The 16,498-nt window shown below is 40.0% G+C and carries 11 protein-coding genes; 5 read left to right on the top strand and 6 right to left on the bottom strand.

What is annotated here, in order from left to right:
* Positions 1–59: 59 nt before the first annotated feature.
* Positions 60–974 carry an AraC family transcriptional regulator gene (locus tag R2R35_RS02215; protein WP_317732864.1) on the top strand — a complete coding sequence of 305 codons (915 nt, stop codon included), beginning with the start codon at positions 60–62 and terminating at the stop codon, positions 972–974.
* 121 nt (positions 975–1,095) lie between these two features.
* On the opposite strand, the gene R2R35_RS02220 is transcribed toward R2R35_RS02215, so the two are convergent.
* From R2R35_RS02220 to R2R35_RS02235, 4 genes are all read right to left on the bottom strand, one after another.
* Positions 1,096–2,760, bottom strand: a complete 1,665-nt coding sequence (locus tag R2R35_RS02220) for a hypothetical protein (RefSeq protein WP_317732865.1) — start codon at positions 2,758–2,760, stop codon at positions 1,096–1,098.
* Positions 2,761–3,127: 367 nt separating this feature from the next.
* Entirely contained in the window at positions 3,128–4,780 is a 1,653-nt protein-coding gene (locus R2R35_RS02225) for a CehA/McbA family metallohydrolase (protein ID WP_317732866.1), read from the bottom strand.
* 371 nt (positions 4,781–5,151) lie between these two features.
* Positions 5,152–6,117 carry an ROK family protein gene (locus tag R2R35_RS02230; RefSeq protein ID WP_317732867.1) on the bottom strand — a complete coding sequence of 322 codons (966 nt, stop codon included), beginning with the start codon at positions 6,115–6,117 and terminating at the stop codon, positions 5,152–5,154.
* Positions 6,118–6,367: 250 nt separating this feature from the next.
* Positions 6,368–8,560: a YgiQ family radical SAM protein gene (locus R2R35_RS02235; RefSeq protein ID WP_317732868.1), complete on the bottom strand. Its 2,193-nt coding sequence runs from the start codon at positions 8,558–8,560 to the stop codon at positions 6,368–6,370.
* 268 nt (positions 8,561–8,828) lie between these two features.
* Between R2R35_RS02235 and R2R35_RS02240 the strand changes: the two genes are divergently transcribed.
* On the top strand, positions 8,829–8,993 hold the full coding sequence (locus tag R2R35_RS02240) for a hypothetical protein (protein WP_317732869.1): 165 nt from the start codon (positions 8,829–8,831) through the stop codon (positions 8,991–8,993).
* Between the two features lie 81 nt (positions 8,994–9,074).
* Here the strand turns inward: R2R35_RS02240 and R2R35_RS02245 are convergent, their stop codons facing one another.
* Entirely contained in the window at positions 9,075–11,165 is a 2,091-nt protein-coding gene (locus R2R35_RS02245) for an elongation factor G (protein WP_317734729.1), read from the bottom strand.
* 557 nt (positions 11,166–11,722) lie between these two features.
* Between R2R35_RS02245 and aroF the strand changes: the two genes are divergently transcribed.
* From aroF to aroA, 3 genes are all read left to right on the top strand, one after another.
* The gene (gene aroF, locus R2R35_RS02250; protein ID WP_317732870.1) at positions 11,723–12,736 is read left to right on the top strand and encodes a 3-deoxy-7-phosphoheptulonate synthase; all 1,014 of its coding nucleotides are present in this window, start codon (positions 11,723–11,725) and stop codon (positions 12,734–12,736) included.
* Between the two features lie 14 nt (positions 12,737–12,750).
* Complete coding sequence (locus R2R35_RS02255) at positions 12,751–13,854, top strand: prephenate dehydrogenase (RefSeq protein ID WP_317732871.1); 1,104 nt, start codon at positions 12,751–12,753, stop codon at positions 13,852–13,854.
* Positions 13,855–13,970: 116 nt separating this feature from the next.
* Entirely contained in the window at positions 13,971–15,260 is a 1,290-nt protein-coding gene (gene aroA / locus R2R35_RS02260) for a 3-phosphoshikimate 1-carboxyvinyltransferase (protein ID WP_317732872.1), read from the top strand.
* A gap of 135 nt (positions 15,261–15,395) precedes the next feature.
* On the opposite strand, the gene queA is transcribed toward aroA, so the two are convergent.
* Positions 15,396–16,448: a tRNA preQ1(34) S-adenosylmethionine ribosyltransferase-isomerase QueA gene (gene queA / locus R2R35_RS02265; protein WP_317732873.1), complete on the bottom strand. Its 1,053-nt coding sequence runs from the start codon at positions 16,446–16,448 to the stop codon at positions 15,396–15,398.
* Between the last annotated feature and the right edge of the window lie 50 nt (positions 16,449–16,498).

Genomic DNA, 16,498 nt, shown 5'->3' on the forward strand with positions numbered 1-16,498 from the left:
ATACTTATTTCAAGACTTTATAAGTACACCTTAGAATCTATTTGAAAGGAAATGAGCTGATGCTGTTAGATAATCTGATTCTTTATGAAAAATGCCATCTGGTAGAAATAAATAAACCAGAGGACCCTTTTTTTTATTTCATTGATTACGATGACCGTTCCTATAACATTAACATGGAGTTCCAACATTTTCACAGGTTTTATGAGCTTTGTATCTTTCTTGACCAATCCGCAGACCATATCATAGAAGGGGATATATATGACCTCCAATTCGGTGATATCGTAGCCTTAAGGCCTTCCCGGCTACATAAGACCCAATATCCTCATGGTACACCTAAGAAGCGTCTTATTATTAATTTTAATCTGCCTATGGAACTTGAGGGCATTGCAGAGGATCTTACCGTTTTATTCTCCCTCTTTGATAAAATCGTTCCTATCTACCGGTTCGAAGGCTCCTATAAAGAAGACCTCTTTCATACCCTTAATGATATCTTCATACTATCCAAAAAGAAGACCCCCATTAATAATTTACTGATTCATACGAAGTTCATGGAATTCCTGACAAAGATCTATCTCTATCAGGACCAGAATACCTATGTTGTTCATTCCTCTGCTGATAATCTGATCAACAAAATATACTCTATTACCTCCTATATCCATGAACATTACAAAGAATCTTTGTCACTAGAGGTCTTGTCTTCCCGGTTCTATATCAGCAGTTATTACTTGTCGCACCAATTTAAAAAGATTACCGGCTTTACCTTAAACAACTATATCCAGATGACTAGAATAAGAACTGCCCAGCAGCTGCTTCTGTCTACCGATACCAGGATAACAGATATTTCAGAATCCTGTGGCTTTTCCAGCTTCTCCCAGTTCAATCGCACTTTTCGAAAATACTGTGGTCTTTCACCCTCAAAGTATCGAACGGACAAGGATGCAAAGGCTATGGTTTCTTTTCGTATAACAGAATAAGTCTTGTTGTTTAAAGGTATAAAAAAGGTTGTTCACAAGGGGATGGAGATATGTAACCGGCCAATGACTCATGCCATCCGGCAGCCATAATACAGCATTCTCTGTTTTGCCAAACTCCTGTTTAAAGAATTTCTTTCCTTAAAGTATCCTTATTTTTTAATGTAAGTGTGACGGTTTTTTCGCAGGGTGTATATTCATTCAGATATATGGTAAAACCTTCTGTATTTACTTCTTCCCCTGAGTAATGCCCTTTAAAACTATGGCTGCCAAAACCCGGTCCAAGTATAAACTGTCTTCCGTTATACTCTATCTCCAGATATCCTGACTTCAAAATCATATCGGCACCCTTTTCTGCCTTCATATACATTGTTTCATTTTCCAATATGGCACCTGAAGGTATGCAGATTTCCAGTCTTAAGGGCAGACCTTCCAAGCCTTCTGCCCGCATCCCAAACTCCAGGCCTTCTGATAATTCCCTTATGGTTACTGTAATCTTAATTTCACTGTTTTTTAATATCTCTCTTTTTGTGTGATCCATTTTCCACCAGTCACTGGTACCGGAGTAATTTTTAAATGGCTGGTAATAAGAACCTTCAGCCACTGCAGTCAGAATAAATTCCTTCTCCTTTACCGCAAGATTTTGGGGTATAAAGTTTCTGACAGACCCATAACTTTCACCTATTTTAACATAGATTTGCGTATCTCCTGCTTTCATAAATAAGAAGGTGCTTTTATTGTTAATTATGGTATAAGCGAACTTTTCTGTCTTTACCCTCATAACACCTGCATCCTGATAGAATTTACGATATTCTGTAAGAAAGCCATAATCTTTGAACTGATAATTCATCATCGCATCATGAAGCATCAGTATATGAAGGCAATCAGGAGCGAGTCCTCCTCGTTCCATATTATCTCTGATTAGTTTATGGGCAGCTCCATCAAAACTTTGGTCGTAAGTTAGGCTGGTCATATAAAGGTATTGGTAAAAATATTTATCCGCATAATCAGACCTTCCCTGATCCTGTCTGGTGGAATTCTGTGTAAATATAGTATCGTCCGGATCTATGTAGGTTAACATCATATGAAGATTTCTTATGGCATATCCCAGGTATTTTTCTTCCCCGGTTTCTTCATACATGGCTATCATTGCATTGTTAACGACTGCATTGTAATTCCCCGTAGAACGCTCTGCATATTCTCCGTCTTCGTTGCCATCAATTCCTTCTGCAAGGTACTCACTGGCTCTGGTTCTATACCTTTCAGCTTTTAAAGGCTCCTCCGTCAGTCCCACTCCCTGAAGCAAGGCTGCACATATTGCCCACCTGTGGTTTGGTGTATGAAAACCGCCTGAGACGATGGTGTCCAATGCTTTCGTTAATACAGTGAAATATTTATCTTTTAGAATTTTTGTACTGTTATTCTTATCGTATTGTAATAGAATTCGATATGCTGCAATAAGCCTTTTAAAGCAAAAAGCGGTATCTGCAGCAGATTTGAAATTGCAGGAGGGGTAATCGAATCCCCCATCTTCCCTCTGACAGTTAATAACGAAATCCATGGCCAGATTTACAGCCTTTAGCAATTCTTCATTGTGATAATACTTACTGTCCGTATTAAAATATACCGATATTGCAGTGGTCAGCACATATATCGTCGGCTTTGCTTCAATGATATCTCCCTGAAGCCCCCCAAAATCAGGTCTTCCTGAAGCCTTTACCTGATTTCTCAGAAAATCTGATACTCTTTTATCCGCTGACCGGACAATATGCCTCTTATATCTCTCCATTATAACACTCTCCTAAACCCGCGTATCTTCTTATTCTTTCTATCTGTTTACTCTTTCTATTGTTTACTCTATCTATTGTTTACTCTTTCTACCTGCTTGCTCTTTCTATTAGCTTACTCTTTCTACTGGCTTACTCTTTCTATTAGCTTACTATTTCTACTGGCTTACTCTTTCTATTAGCTTATCAATTCTCCCGTGTATGGAATCAAATAATTGCTGCTAAGGCATCAGAAGGTCATCCATATTCTTGTCCTAAAATTCCAAAGTGGGTATGAATCCATCATATTCTCTGATAAAGTTTTCTGCCATTGCGTTTAATTTCGCGTCTGTTTCTCTATTATTCTGGTACATTATCTTTATCAAGTCCTTATACCTCCTCAGCCCGCTTTATGAAAATAGGGTTTGTTATTGCCATATTGGTACAATCACTTTCTGCCTGAATAACAATCCAGCGGACCTCCTCCAGGGAATAATGAAAAAGTGTAAAGCTGTAATCAAAACAACCATTAATGCATCTCGTTTCCTCTAAGGATATAACTTCTTTTATATTATTGTTTTTATAAAGATTTATCCGTTCTAAAGGACGGTTTGCCAGAAGCTTAAGGTTTATATCGGCAATTTTATTATGTAAAATATACGTATTGCCGGGATAGGTCCCATCAATATCCGGTATCAGAACAGGTCCATTAGTAAGATAACTCCTCCCTTTTCTTAGACTGTCAAGTATTCTGAATCCGTTTTTCTCACCACTCAGATAAGTATAAGTTCTGACTCCTCCACTGCCAAGATTACATTTAACCCATTTTTCAAATACCATCAGTTCTTTCTCGCAAAGACTGAGAAAACTCTCTGACAGGGAAAGTATACCCTCTGGCAGTTTAAGTCTGCCATCTCGTATAAGGTTCTCCAGCCATCTTATTTTGCCGTATAGTTGAACGTAATCATTGGCTAAAATATTGTGAGTGTCACTGCCTGCTGTAGCTGGCAGATAGATACCTTGCTCCAACAATTCCAACCAGAAACGAAAGGCCTTATGATTGGTCGTTCCCGGATACATTGGATTGGAGCCGTTCCAAATTTCCATCGTATCAAAGGTGGTAATAATATCATTAAAAGCAGGGTTCCAGCTAATGGCTCTGCTGTGGTCTCTCGGATGATTAATCTGCGCCAGCCCTCCTGCTTCTCTGATACTATCTGTTATCCGGATAAATTCTTCTCTCAGGTAAGTATCATTCCTATGTTTATCATCCGGTATTTGATATATCATATCTTCTTTAACACCCAATGACATTACATGACCATTTGAAGTAGATATCTCCTTTGAAATCAGCGGTGTGAACTCCTCCGTTCCAGTTCGCTCCCACTCTGTATGATTTAATGTATTATGATGGTCACTTAAAGCCCCAAAGGTCAGTCCTAAAGCTCTCATTGAGTGCGACACCTCCATAGGACTTTCCACTACAGGATCGGTTCCGCCGTAAACCGGGCTGCTGTATATACTGTGATGATGCAAATCACCGCAGTACCAACCCTTTTCTTTTAAATTAACAATAGATTCCAGCTTTTGAAGTACTTGCGTGGTTCTCCCCGTTTCTATAACAAGTTTCTGCCAATAGACAGGATATTCAGAACCTCTTGTGATTTCCAGATGGTATTGTCCGGCGGGGTAGCTCTTCTCCAATATTCCCTGCTCATTGGTCATTTCCCTGTACATGTGCAATTCACCATTGTCCAGATAGTTATCAGCAGGGGTACCTCCACCCGTTGAAGGAAATAGCTTAACCTGACAAAGGAGCCCTTCTCCTTGTTCCCCTACTGCTTTTAGCTTTAGGATTCCTATCTCTTTATTTCCTGGCTTTTCCTCATAATTATAACCACTATATACAGCAAACTCTTCCAACCATAAAATTAATTCCGTAAATTTACTGCTGTTCAACTCCTTGGCCTGAAAACCCTTATTATTGACAGTGCTCCAGGCCATGTCTGCTAAGATTGAAAAGAATTTTGATTCCTTTGACATACTTTACCTCATTTCTCCCAAAACAATGAGACAGCCTATGCCGCCTCATTTTCAAAAGCAAAACCAACATCCCGTTTCTTGTTCCTTTACAGTTTGATTATAACAAGCCAGAGTATCCATATCTATGCTTTAATTGCTTTTATTTCAGCTAAATATTGCATTTATTGCATTATGTATGTTTATCTTGTAACTATTGAATTCTTTGTTACAAGTTCTATATATAATCCTATAGGAGAAAAAACGATTGAAATTAATAAAATGGTATAGCAAAGTTCTCCTGCTAACACATTATTAACTCAACCGTTTGTTTATGTATCAATTCAGTTTTATTCTGTACTTATAACTCTCTAATTCAGGCTTGATTATTCCTGCTAATGAACGTCACAAAGATGTAACATTGCTGCACCAATGAGGCCGGCATCATTATTAAGTGTTGCTGTTACGATTTCCGGCTGCTTTTTGGAGGTCCTGGAGTAGCTTTCTTTTTTAACGAGCTCTTTTAGCGGTTCAACAAGTACCTCTCCGGCATTGCTGATTCCTCCACCGATACAGATAATATCCGGTTGAAAAATATTAATGATATTTATTACACCGGCCCCAAGATAGATAATAAAATTCTCAAGTACCTTCTCTGCGGTTGCATCATCTTGCGAAATTCCCTGAAATAACGTCTTGCCTTCAACCTTGCTTATTTCTCCCTGGCAAAGTTCCCAAAGTACAGATGACTTATTTTCATTCATGGCTTCTCTGGTCTGTTCAACAAGTGCAGTTGCAGATGCATATACCTCCAAACACCCTCTGCGTCCGCAGTTGCAGTATTTTCCGTCTGCCTTAATCACCATATGTCCCAGCTCACCTGCAGCATAATTGATACCTTCAAAGATTTTCCCATTCAAAATAATGCCACCTCCTACACCAGTTCCGAGAGTAATCATTACCATGGAATCAGAACCTTTGGCTGAGCCAGCAAGATATTCACCCCAGGCTGCTGCATTGGCGTCATTGTCAAAGAATACTTTCGTCCCCTCAAATGCAACAGTAAGAACCGGTAAGAAAGGTTCGTCACAAAAAGCAAGGTTGTTCGCAAACTCAATCATACCAGTATCCCAGTTTGCTGTGCCCGGAACACCTACACCAACAGATTCTATATCTGAAAGTTTCAGTTTGTTTCTGAGAAGAATCTGATCGGCAAGAGAACGTATATCTGTGATTAGTTCATCCGAGGTACCACCTGCTCTCGTAGGAATACTATCCTTATCCAATAATTTGTACTCTTCATCCACCAGTCCTACAACCAGATTTGTACCACCCAAATCAATCCCCAAAAAGTATCTCATTCCTTTCATCCTCCTCTATTATGTATTAATTCCAGAAAAGATTAATCCTTGTGATGATTGCTTTTTATTCGTATTATAATCTTATACAGGCTATGTTATATAAACACAAGCTATCAAAAGATAAAAGAAAGACATACATCCTTAGTTTTTTGACGCACCCTGATTTCTCTGAAGCATCCGGTTATATGTCTTTCTTTATGCAATTATTTTATTAAATATAATAAATATCAAAAGCCTGGACTCTGATTTTTTATCTTTTTTTAGTAATCTTCTGACCTTGTTTCTTATTTCCGTGATTACTGTCCTTCTTTAAGACAGATCGGTTATTTGCCATACCAGCCTTTTGGGTTCCCCTGTTCTTAACCGTCTGATTATTTGCAGTATGCTGCTTTGTCGATTGGCTATTTACAGTTTGATTCCTATTCTGTTGGTTCTTGCTCTGTTTGGTCCTTACAGGTTGGTTCTTCTCCTGCTGATATTTTGCAGCTTGGGTCTTCTCCTGTTGATTTTTGCCTGACTGATTGCTGGTTTGCTGGTTCTTTACAGATCTGCTGCCTGTCTGCTGTCTGTTTTCCGTACTTCTTCCTCTGGACAGCCCTTGCTTGCCATCAGAACCTTTCTCTTTTCTATATCCTGAATAGGCATTTCCCCTGGGTCTGATAAGGCACTTCTTATCAAAGCCGATTAAATCCCGTCTTCCAGCCAAGGTTAGTGCTTCCTCCACAAGATCGTAGTTTTTGGGATTACGATATTGTATCAAGGCTCTCTGCATGGCTTTTTCATGAGGTGTTTTTGGTACATAAACCTGCTTTAAGTTTCTGGGATCCAAACCAGTATAATACATACAGGTGGATATGGTGGAGGGCGTAGGATAGAAATCCTGTACCTGCTCGGGCATGTACCCTAAATCTCTTAAGTACTCAGCCAGAGCAATTGCCTCTTTTATAGTAGAACCGGGGTGCGAGGACATGAGATAAGGTACTACGAACTGCTTCTTACCCAGTTCTTCATTGGTCTTCTTATACTTCTTCTTGAATTCCTCATATACTGCATTTTTGGGTTTTCCCATCAAATCAAGTACACTGTCACTAATATGCTCGGGAGCAACTTTAAGCTGGCCGCTTATATGGTGCTCGCAAAGTTCTTTCATAAAGGTCTCATCCTTATCCGCTATAAGATAATCAAATCGGATGCCGGAGCGGATAAATACTTTCTTAACCCCCGGGAGTTCTCTCAATTTTTTTAACAGGGAAAGATAATCCTTATGATCTACCTTCAAATTCTTACAGGGTGTGGGAAAAAGGCACTGCTTATTCACACAGGCACCTTTACTGTTCTGCTTTTCACAGGCAGTATGCCGGAAATTGGCTGTAGGTCCGCCGATATCATTAATATAACCCTTAAAATCCTTGTCCCATATAAGGTGATTCGCCTCAGCCATAATGGATTCATGACTTCTGGTCTGTATTATCCTTCCCTGATGAAAGGTAAGGGCACAGAAGCTGCAGCCACCAAAACATCCCCTGTTGCTGACTAAGGAAAATTTCAATTCCTCAATGGCCGGGATTCCCCCTAACGGAATGTAGGAAGGATGATAATCTCTCATATAGGGAAGAGAATATACACGATCCATTTCTGCCTGAGTCAGTGGCTTCGCAGGAGGATTTTGAACCACATACTCTGTCTCTTTGTACTTCTCCACCAGCCTTTTACCGGAATAGGGATCCGTATTACAATATTGAATATTAAAACTTTTTGCGAATTCCAATTTACTTTTCACGATTTCCCCATAATCCGGGAGATTCTCTGCATCATAGACGGAATCAAGGCTTCTGGCCTTATAGACTGTACCATTTATAAAGGTGATATCAGAAACAGCAAGTCCGCTGTCTAAAGCCTCTGCAATTTCTACAATGGATCGCTCTCCCATACCGTAGGACAATAAATCCGCCTGGGAATCCAGCAGAATAGAACGCTTTACCGTATCACTCCAGTAATCATAATGCCCCAGTCTTCTTAAGCTGGCTTCTATTCCGCCTATGATAATAGGCGCATTCTTATAAACCTTTCGTATGAGATTACTGTAACATATGGTTGCTCTGTCGGGACGTTTTCCCATAACGCCTCCGGGCGTATAATAATCCATATTTCTCTTTTTCTTGGCAACAGTGTAATGATTTACCATGGTATCCATATTACCGCCGCTTACCAAAAAGCCAAGTCTTGGCTCTCCAAGAATCTGTATGCTCTTTTCATCTTTCCAGTCAGGCTGGGCGATGATGCCTACCTTAAATCCATTACTCTCCAAAACCCTGCTTATGATTGCCGGTCCAAAGGAGTGATGGTCAACGTAGGCATCCCCTGTAATATATACGAAATCGCACTGTTCCCAACCTCTTTTATCCATGTCTTCTCTGCAAATAGGTAAAAAATCTTTTATCATCTATATCCTCGCTTATTATCGGGTATTTCATCAACTTTTATGTTATTTATGACGCCTACTAAGTATACCCCACTTTTAAGCGTTCGTCGACAACTTTATTTATGTTTTCATGGTTAAACCACAGTCTTTATACGAATATCACTTATCGTTCGGCTTAAAAGACTGCGGTATCTTTTATTCTTTCGGAAGAAGTAGTTGAATACTTACATAATAACGCAATAAATTAACTTCCTATGGTAATACTAAAATAAAAAAGGAGTAATGAGTTATGGATAAGAACTATTATGAGAATTATTCAATTGCCTCCATATCCAGTGAAGATGTACAAGCAATTACAACTTTAGAAAACGAATTAAGCAGGAAATCAGAAAATCCTGTTGTTTTAATTGCCTATCAGCCTATTGCCGGACAATCAAAAGAAGAGGACACTTAAACCAGCAAGATAAAAGGCTCCGTACTTTCCAGTATCATTCGCGGAAAGTTACGGAGCAAAAGTTTATATAAAAATCAGCCTCTATTCACCAGCTGCCATCAATTCTTTCTCATTTTCATCAATTACTTTTTGCTGAACATCTCCCGGTGCCTGTTCATAACGGTTGAATTCATAGGAAAAGTCACCCGCACCACCGGTCATGGATCTTAAGTCTGTGGAATATCCATAAAGCTCTGACAGAGGAATGTCGGCTGTTATTTCTTGTTTTCCCAAGGCCTCAGGGTTCATACCAAGCACTCTTCCTCTTCTTTTATTCAGATCCCCCATAATATCACCGGTATATTTATCCGGTACCAGCACCTTAAGAGTTGCTATCGGTTCTAAAAGAACGGGTGAAGCCGAAAGGAATCCCTGTTTAAAAGCTTGAATCGTTGCCATTTTAAAAGCCATTTCAGAGGAATCTACAGGATGATAGGAGCCGTCAACCAAAGTAGCCTTTAACCCTACTACCGGATAACCTGCCAAAGGACCTTTTACAACGCACTCTGCAATACCTTTTTCTACAGCCGGGAAGTAATTCCTTGGAACAGCACCACCGAAAACCTTCTCTTCAAATACGTATTGCTCTTCTGTATTACCGGAAGGTTCAAACTCAATATGCACATCTCCGTATTGCCCGTGACCGCCTGATTGTTTCTTATATTTGCCCTGTACTTTGATTTTCTTACGCAGGGTTTCACGGTAGGGAACCTTGGGTTTCATAATCTCAATTTCAACTTTATATTTATTGTACAGTTTTGTTACTACAATTTCAAGCTGCTGATCCCCGATACCATAGAGAAGGGTCTGCCTGTTCTCCTTATCATTAACCACTTTTAGGGTCAGGTCTTCATCCATGAGTTTGGCAAGGGCCTGGGACACTTTGTCGTCATCCCCTTTATTTTTCGTTTTAAATCTTTGGGAGGTATAAGGAACCGGCATCACCGGTTTATCAAATAATACAGGAAAAGCTTTGGTTGAAAGAGTATCTCCGGTTACGGTATTGCTTAGTTTACCGATAGCTCCGATATCTCCGGCATGAAGTTCATTCACTTCAATTTGCTCTTTCCCTCTTAGAATATACAGACGGGATATCTTCTCCTCTGTTTCTCTTTCTGCATTGAAAATAGACGAATCCGATTTCAGAATACCGGAACAGATTTTTATCAGTGAGAATTTGCCGATAAAAGGGTCGGCAATGGTCTTAAATACCTTGGCTGACATAGGCAGCTCTTCTTTATAGTCTGCCGGAAAGGAGGCACCGGTTTTTACTGCTGTTCCTTTACACTCTCTTTTTACCGGTGCCGGGAAATACTTTTCCATTGCCTGAAGTAGCATGGCAGGCCCCTGGGCATTGATACCGGAACCCATTAATACCGGAACTACATTTCCACCTATAACATTCTCTCTTAAGGCAGAGGATATTTCTTCAGCAGTGAATTCTTCTCCGGAAAAATACTTCTCCATCAGCTCTTCGCTGGTTTCTGCAACAGAATCTAATAAGGTTTCCCTGAATTTATTTAAATTCTCCATGGAATATTCGGGAATGTCACATTCCTCATATTTGCCCATAGAGGTGAATCTTCTTCCTGCCATTTTTACTACATTAACAAAACCTACAAACTTCTCATTCTCCCGAATCGGTATATGAAAGGGAGCTATTCTTTTGCCGTAACGATTGGTAAGTTCCTCCACCACCTGTCTGTAGCTGGCGTTGTCATCATCCATATCTGTAACAAAAAACATTCTGGGTAAATTATACTTCTCACAATATTCCCATGCCTTTACGGTTCCTACCTCCACACCTGCTTTGGCTGATATCACAATCACTGCAGCATCAGCAGCAAGAAGTCCTTCTTCTGTTTCTCCTGCAAAATCAAAATAACCGGGGGTATCCAATATGTTAATCTTTGTATCCTCATAGACAATGGGGATAACAGAAGTGCTGATAGAAAAAAGTCTTTTGATCTCTTCCTTATCATAATCGCTAATGGTATTACCTTCTTCTACTTTTCCCTGACGCTTTGTGATTCCTGCTGAAAATGCCATAGCTTCTGCCAAAGTAGTCTTACCGCAGCCACCATGGCCTAACAAAACAACGTTACGAATTTTTTCCGAAGTGTAAACATTCATTCTTTTTTCCTCCATTGCTATTTTATTATAAATCGATATAAGTTGAACTCCGTCTATCCAGACATATGTAACTTTTACCTGAAACGCTTTTAATTCAAGCAATTATAAACCTCATTCAACTTATATTGTATTATAGCTATATTTTACTAAAACTAGTCTGATTTTACAACCACTTTATATGTAATTGACATTATTAATGAAGTATTATATATTTTTATCAGCACATTTTATATCAAAACGTCTTTTTACAGCTATTTTTTCTTTTATTCTACAAATTTATAAACGAAACCAAGTTCTTCTTCTACTATATGTATAGAAACTTCATATATACCTTGCTTTTCCGTCTTGTTCACGCTTTAAACCGTTACACTTTAAACTGTTACACTTTAATGTTTTGCAGTATTGACATATGTGTCAGATAGGAGTACAATAGATAAGAACGAATAACTATAACTGTTCACAGATTAGGTCAGAATATTTTACCTTTTATAAGCCAGTGAAAATATCCTGCCCGCAGAGCTGATGAACAGAAGGATAAAACATTAAATGGAGGCTATATGATTATCGTAATGAAACCAAATGCAAAACAGGAGTCCATTGATAATATTATCAGAATAATTGAAGGGAAAGGACTCACTCCCCATTTGTCAGCAGGTAATGAAGTTACTATTATCGGTGTGGTAGGAGACAAATCCAGATTACAGGATCAAAATTTAGAAATAGCGGAAGACGTTGACCGTGTGGTAGCCGTAACCGAAAGCTATAAGCTTGCCAATAAAAAATTCCATCCTGAACCCAGTGTCGTTAGAGTCGGTAATGCTACAATCGGAGGCGATGAGCTTGTTATTATGTCCGGTCCCTGTGCCGTAGAGAGCAGGGAGCAGCTTTTTGAAACCGCACATGCTATCAAAAAGGCTGGTGCCCAAATTCTAAGAGGCGGTGCTTACAAACCCAGAACCTCACCTTATGCATTCCAGGGGCTTGAGGAGGAAGGCCTTAAGTTTATGAAAGAAGCCAGGGATGAAACCGGACTTGCTGTTGTGTGTGAGGTTACCAGTCTTGCTGCCATTGAATCTGCCGTAAAATACGTAGATATGCTGCAGATCGGTGCCAGAAACATGCAAAACTTCTATCTGCTGAAGGAGGCAGGCAAAACCGGACTTCCGGTATTATTAAAACGAGGCTTATCTGCTACCATCGATGAATGGCTTAATGCTGCTGAATATATTATTGCAGAAGGAAATCCAAATGTGGTATTATGTGAAAGAGGTATCAGAACTTTCGAAACCGCTACCCGCAATACTCTTGATATCAGCGCCGTACCGGTTATAAAGGCCAAAAGCCATCTTCCCATTATCGTAGATCCCAGTCATGCCTGCGGCGTAAGAAGCTATGTGAAACCACTCTCCATGAGTGCTGTTGCAGTTGGGGCTGACGGTCTTATGGTGGAAACCCATCCAAACCCTGCAATCGCTTTATCTGACGGTCCTCAGTCTCTCACATTCCCTCAATTTGATAAGCTTTGTGAAGAGCTCCGCCCCCTTGCAGCCTTAATGGGCAAAAAATTCTAAATTCGGAGAATCCTATGAACGACTCTATCGTTGGCTTTATCGGCTTTGGATTGATAGGCGGCTCTCTGGCACATGCCTTAAGAGAGCAGAATCCAAAGCAGAAATTAATAGCCTATCATTATAACAAAGAAAAACTTAATAACGGTCTATCGGCAGCGCTCTCAGAAGGAGTACTTAGTGATGTGGTCTATGACCTGGAAGAATTAAAAGACTGCGAGCTTCTCTTTTTGTGTGCACCTGTATTATCAAATATTGCTTATCTTGCCTCTATCAGAAATATTGTGAAACCGGAATGTATCATAACTGATGTGGGCAGTGTTAAAGGAAATATCTGTGCGGAAGCGGTAAGACTTAACATGGGGCATCAGTTTATAGGAGGCCATCCTATGGCAGGCTCTGAGAAAACAGGTTATGCTAATTCCAGCAGCCTGTTATTAGAAAATGCCTACTATATTTTAACGCCTACTGCAGATACCTCTGAATCGGTCAAAACAGCGCTTTTCGAGCTAATAAAATCCCTTGGTTCTATTCCGTTATTCCTTAAACCCGATGAACATGATGATATAACAGCTGCAATCAGTCATGTACCCCATATTATCGCTTCCGGTCTGGTAAATACGGTAAAGGCTGCGGACAAAGAGGACAAGATGAAGTTGCTTGCAGCAGGCGGCTTTAAGGATATTACCAGGATAGCCTCTTCCTCTCCTGTTATGTGGCAGAATATCTGTCTTACGAACACAGACAGTATCCTGCACTTTCTGGAGTCATACATCACAAGCTTAGAAGATATTAAAACTGCGCTCTTGGAACAAAAAGAAACGGATATTTTTGACTTTTTTAAAGAAGCCGGCGATTACAGAGATTCTATTCCAGGCTCTTCTCATGGACTGCTTAACAAAGTCTATGATTTATACCTGGATATTATGGATGAGACAGGTGCTATCGCTACCATTGCAACTTTACTGGCAACCAACCAGATCAGTCTTAAGAATATCGGGATTATTCATAATCGGGAATTTGAACAAGGGGTTTTAAGAATAGAATTCTATAGTCAGAATTCTTGCGATATGGCCTCTGTATTGCTTCGCAGACATAATTATATTGTATATGAGCGTTGAATCCCGGTAAAGTAATTATTCTACAATTGTATCCGTACTTTTCTTCTTAGATCAGACTATATATAACAAAATCATTAAGATATTTAACATAACTATTATTGCAACCGGAGGTCAATATGATTATAACACGTTCAAAAAGTTTAAAAGGCAGTATAAAGGTTCCCGGCGATAAATCCATCTCACACCGCAGCGTAATGTTCGGTGCTCTTGCAAAGGGCACAACAGAGGTGACAAACTTTTTAGAAGGTGCGGATTGTCTGTCCACTATAAGCTGTTTTCGCAGAATGGGTATACATATTGAACATACCAAAGGAAATACCTCTGTTCTTGTACGAGGCAAGGGTTTGAGAGGGTTAAAGGCACCCGAAGGTATGCTGGATGTTGGCAACAGCGGAACAACCATGCGCCTTATGTCTGGAATCTTATCCGGCCAGCTTTTTGAAACAACCATCACCGGAGATGCCTCTATACAGAAACGCCCTATGGGCAGAATAATAGAACCCTTGTCACAGATGGGTGCAAATATCAGCAGTATAGGCGGTAACGGTCTTGCTCCTCTGTCAATAACACCGGTCAGCAGCGGACTGGAAGGTATACACTACCTTTCAAAGGTTGCATCTGCACAGGTGAAATCTTCTATTCTCCTGGCAGGACTTTATGCAAAAGGCCCAACTTCTGTAACCGAACCCTATGTATCGAGAAATCATACTGAAATCATGCTAAAAAGTATGGGCGCAGATATAATTTCGAAAGATACCACTGTTACCTTGCAGCCAGGTGCAGAGCTTAGAGGAAATCGCATCGAGGTACCCGGAGACATCTCTTCTGCGGCTTATTTTATTGCTGCAGGCCTTTTAGTACCCGGCTCTGAAATTCTTATTAAGAATGTAGGCATTAATCCTACCAGAGATGGGATTATACGTGTAATAAAAGCCATGGGAGCAGATTTTGAGATTCTTGACATTCGCAATACAGATTCAGAAGCTACCGCCGATATCTTTGTACGCCATAGTAATTTAAAAGCAACGGAAATTGGTGGAGACATTATTCCAACCCTGATTGACGAGATTCCAGTTATAGCTGTTATGGCTTGTTTTGCAGAAGGCACCACGATAATCCGGGATGCTGCGGAGTTAAAGGTAAAAGAATCCAACCGTATTGATGTTATGGTAAAAAATCTGTCTCTCTTAGGTGCTAAGGTACAGGCAACAGAGGACGGTATGGTGATAACCGGTGGTTCCAGTTTAAAAGGAACTATCATAGACAGCATGGAGGATCATAGAATAGCCATGTCCTTTGCCATTGCAGGTTTATTGGCAGATGGGGAAACCAGTATATTGAATGCTGAATGTGTGAATATCTCATATCCCGGCTTTTACGATGATCTAAAGAAATTAGCCCAATAAGATTTTTTGTATAAACTTTTATGAAATTATACTGCCGGTCATTCCAATCATTATTGTTGGTATGGCCGGCAGCTTTTTTATACTCATAAAACATTATGTCTGAGAAGTAAATCCGATTTCTCTAAATAGCAGCAGCTAAGATATAAACATGGCATCCCCAAAGCTAAAAAACCGATATCGTTCTTTTACTGCTTCTTTATAAGCTGACATTATATTATCTCTTCCGGCTAACGCAGAAACTAACATCATCAAGGTTGACTCCGGAAGATGAAAGTTTGTAATCAAACCGTCCAGAACTTTAAAACGGTAACCGGGATAAATAAAGATGGTAGTATCTCCGCTGCCGGAATGGATGACACCGCTCTCATCCGAGGCAGATTCTACGGTACGGCAGCTGGTGGTACCCACACAAATAATTCTGCCGCCTTTCTTTTTCGTCTCATTGATAATTGCTGCCGCTTCCTCTGTAACCTGATAGAACTCCGAATGCATATGATGTTCCAGAACATTGTCAACTTTAACCGGCCGGAAAGTACCAAGTCCCACATGAAGAGTTACATTGGCTACTGCTATACCCATTTGCTCAATCTGCTGTAAAAGTTCTTTTGTGAAGTGCAGGCCTGCAGTTGGTGCGGCAGCAGAGCCTTCTTCTTTGGCATAAACTGTCTGATAACGGTTCTTATCCTCTAATTGATGGGTAATATAGGGTGGTAGGGGCATTTCACCAAGTTTATCCAGTATCTCTTCAAAGATACCATCATATTGAAACTGAACCAGACGATTGCCGTCCTCCAGCTGATCAATAATCTCTCCCTTTAAGATACCGCTGCCAAAGCTTATTCTTGTACCTGTTCTTGCTTTTTTCCCAGGTTTTACAAGTGTTTCCCATATATCATTTTCTCTGCGTTTTAACAGGAGAAGTTCAATTCTGGCACCAGGTATCTTCGTATCCCCACCTTCTCCTTCATGGATTTTCTCACCCAGGAGTCTTGCAGGAATAACCTTGGTATTATTAATCACCAGGCAGTCTCCTTTTCTCAGGTAATCTGTTATCTGTTTAAAGATTTTATGTTCGATCTCACCGGTATTCTTATTAAGCACCATCAGCCTTGAACCCGAACGATCTCTTAAGGGATCCTGTGCAATAAGTTCTTCCGGTAGATCATAATTGAAATCCTGTGTCTTCATGTTTAAGCCTGCCTTTTACCAAGTTTCTTCAATGGATTTGGACTTTTATG

It is taken from the genome of Anaerocolumna sp. AGMB13020 (genome assembly GCF_033100115.1).
Lineage (GTDB): Bacteria > Bacillota > Clostridia > Lachnospirales > Lachnospiraceae > Anaerocolumna.

What these genes read in the sequence shown, in the direction of transcription:
- R2R35_RS02215 (WP_317732864.1), top strand. Translation starts at nt 60, where the DNA reads ATGCTGTTAGATAATCTGATTCTTTATGAAAAATGCCATCTGGTAGAA.
- R2R35_RS02220 (WP_317732865.1), bottom strand. Translation starts at nt 2,760, where the DNA reads ATGGAGAGATATAAGAGGCATATTGTCCGGTCAGCGGATAAAAGAGTA.
- R2R35_RS02225 (WP_317732866.1), bottom strand. Translation starts at nt 4,780, where the DNA reads ATGTCAAAGGAATCAAAATTCTTTTCAATCTTAGCAGACATGGCCTGG.
- R2R35_RS02230 (WP_317732867.1), bottom strand. Translation starts at nt 6,117, where the DNA reads ATGAGATACTTTTTGGGGATTGATTTGGGTGGTACAAATCTGGTTGTA.
- R2R35_RS02235 (WP_317732868.1), bottom strand. Translation starts at nt 8,560, where the DNA reads ATGATAAAAGATTTTTTACCTATTTGCAGAGAAGACATGGATAAAAGA.
- R2R35_RS02240 (WP_317732869.1), top strand. Translation starts at nt 8,829, where the DNA reads ATGGATAAGAACTATTATGAGAATTATTCAATTGCCTCCATATCCAGT.
- R2R35_RS02245 (WP_317734729.1), bottom strand. Translation starts at nt 11,165, where the DNA reads ATGAATGTTTACACTTCGGAAAAAATTCGTAACGTTGTTTTGTTAGGC.
- aroF (WP_317732870.1), top strand. Translation starts at nt 11,723, where the DNA reads ATGATTATCGTAATGAAACCAAATGCAAAACAGGAGTCCATTGATAAT.
- R2R35_RS02255 (WP_317732871.1), top strand. Translation starts at nt 12,751, where the DNA reads ATGAACGACTCTATCGTTGGCTTTATCGGCTTTGGATTGATAGGCGGC.
- aroA (WP_317732872.1), top strand. Translation starts at nt 13,971, where the DNA reads ATGATTATAACACGTTCAAAAAGTTTAAAAGGCAGTATAAAGGTTCCC.
- queA (WP_317732873.1), bottom strand. Translation starts at nt 16,448, where the DNA reads ATGAAGACACAGGATTTCAATTATGATCTACCGGAAGAACTTATTGCA.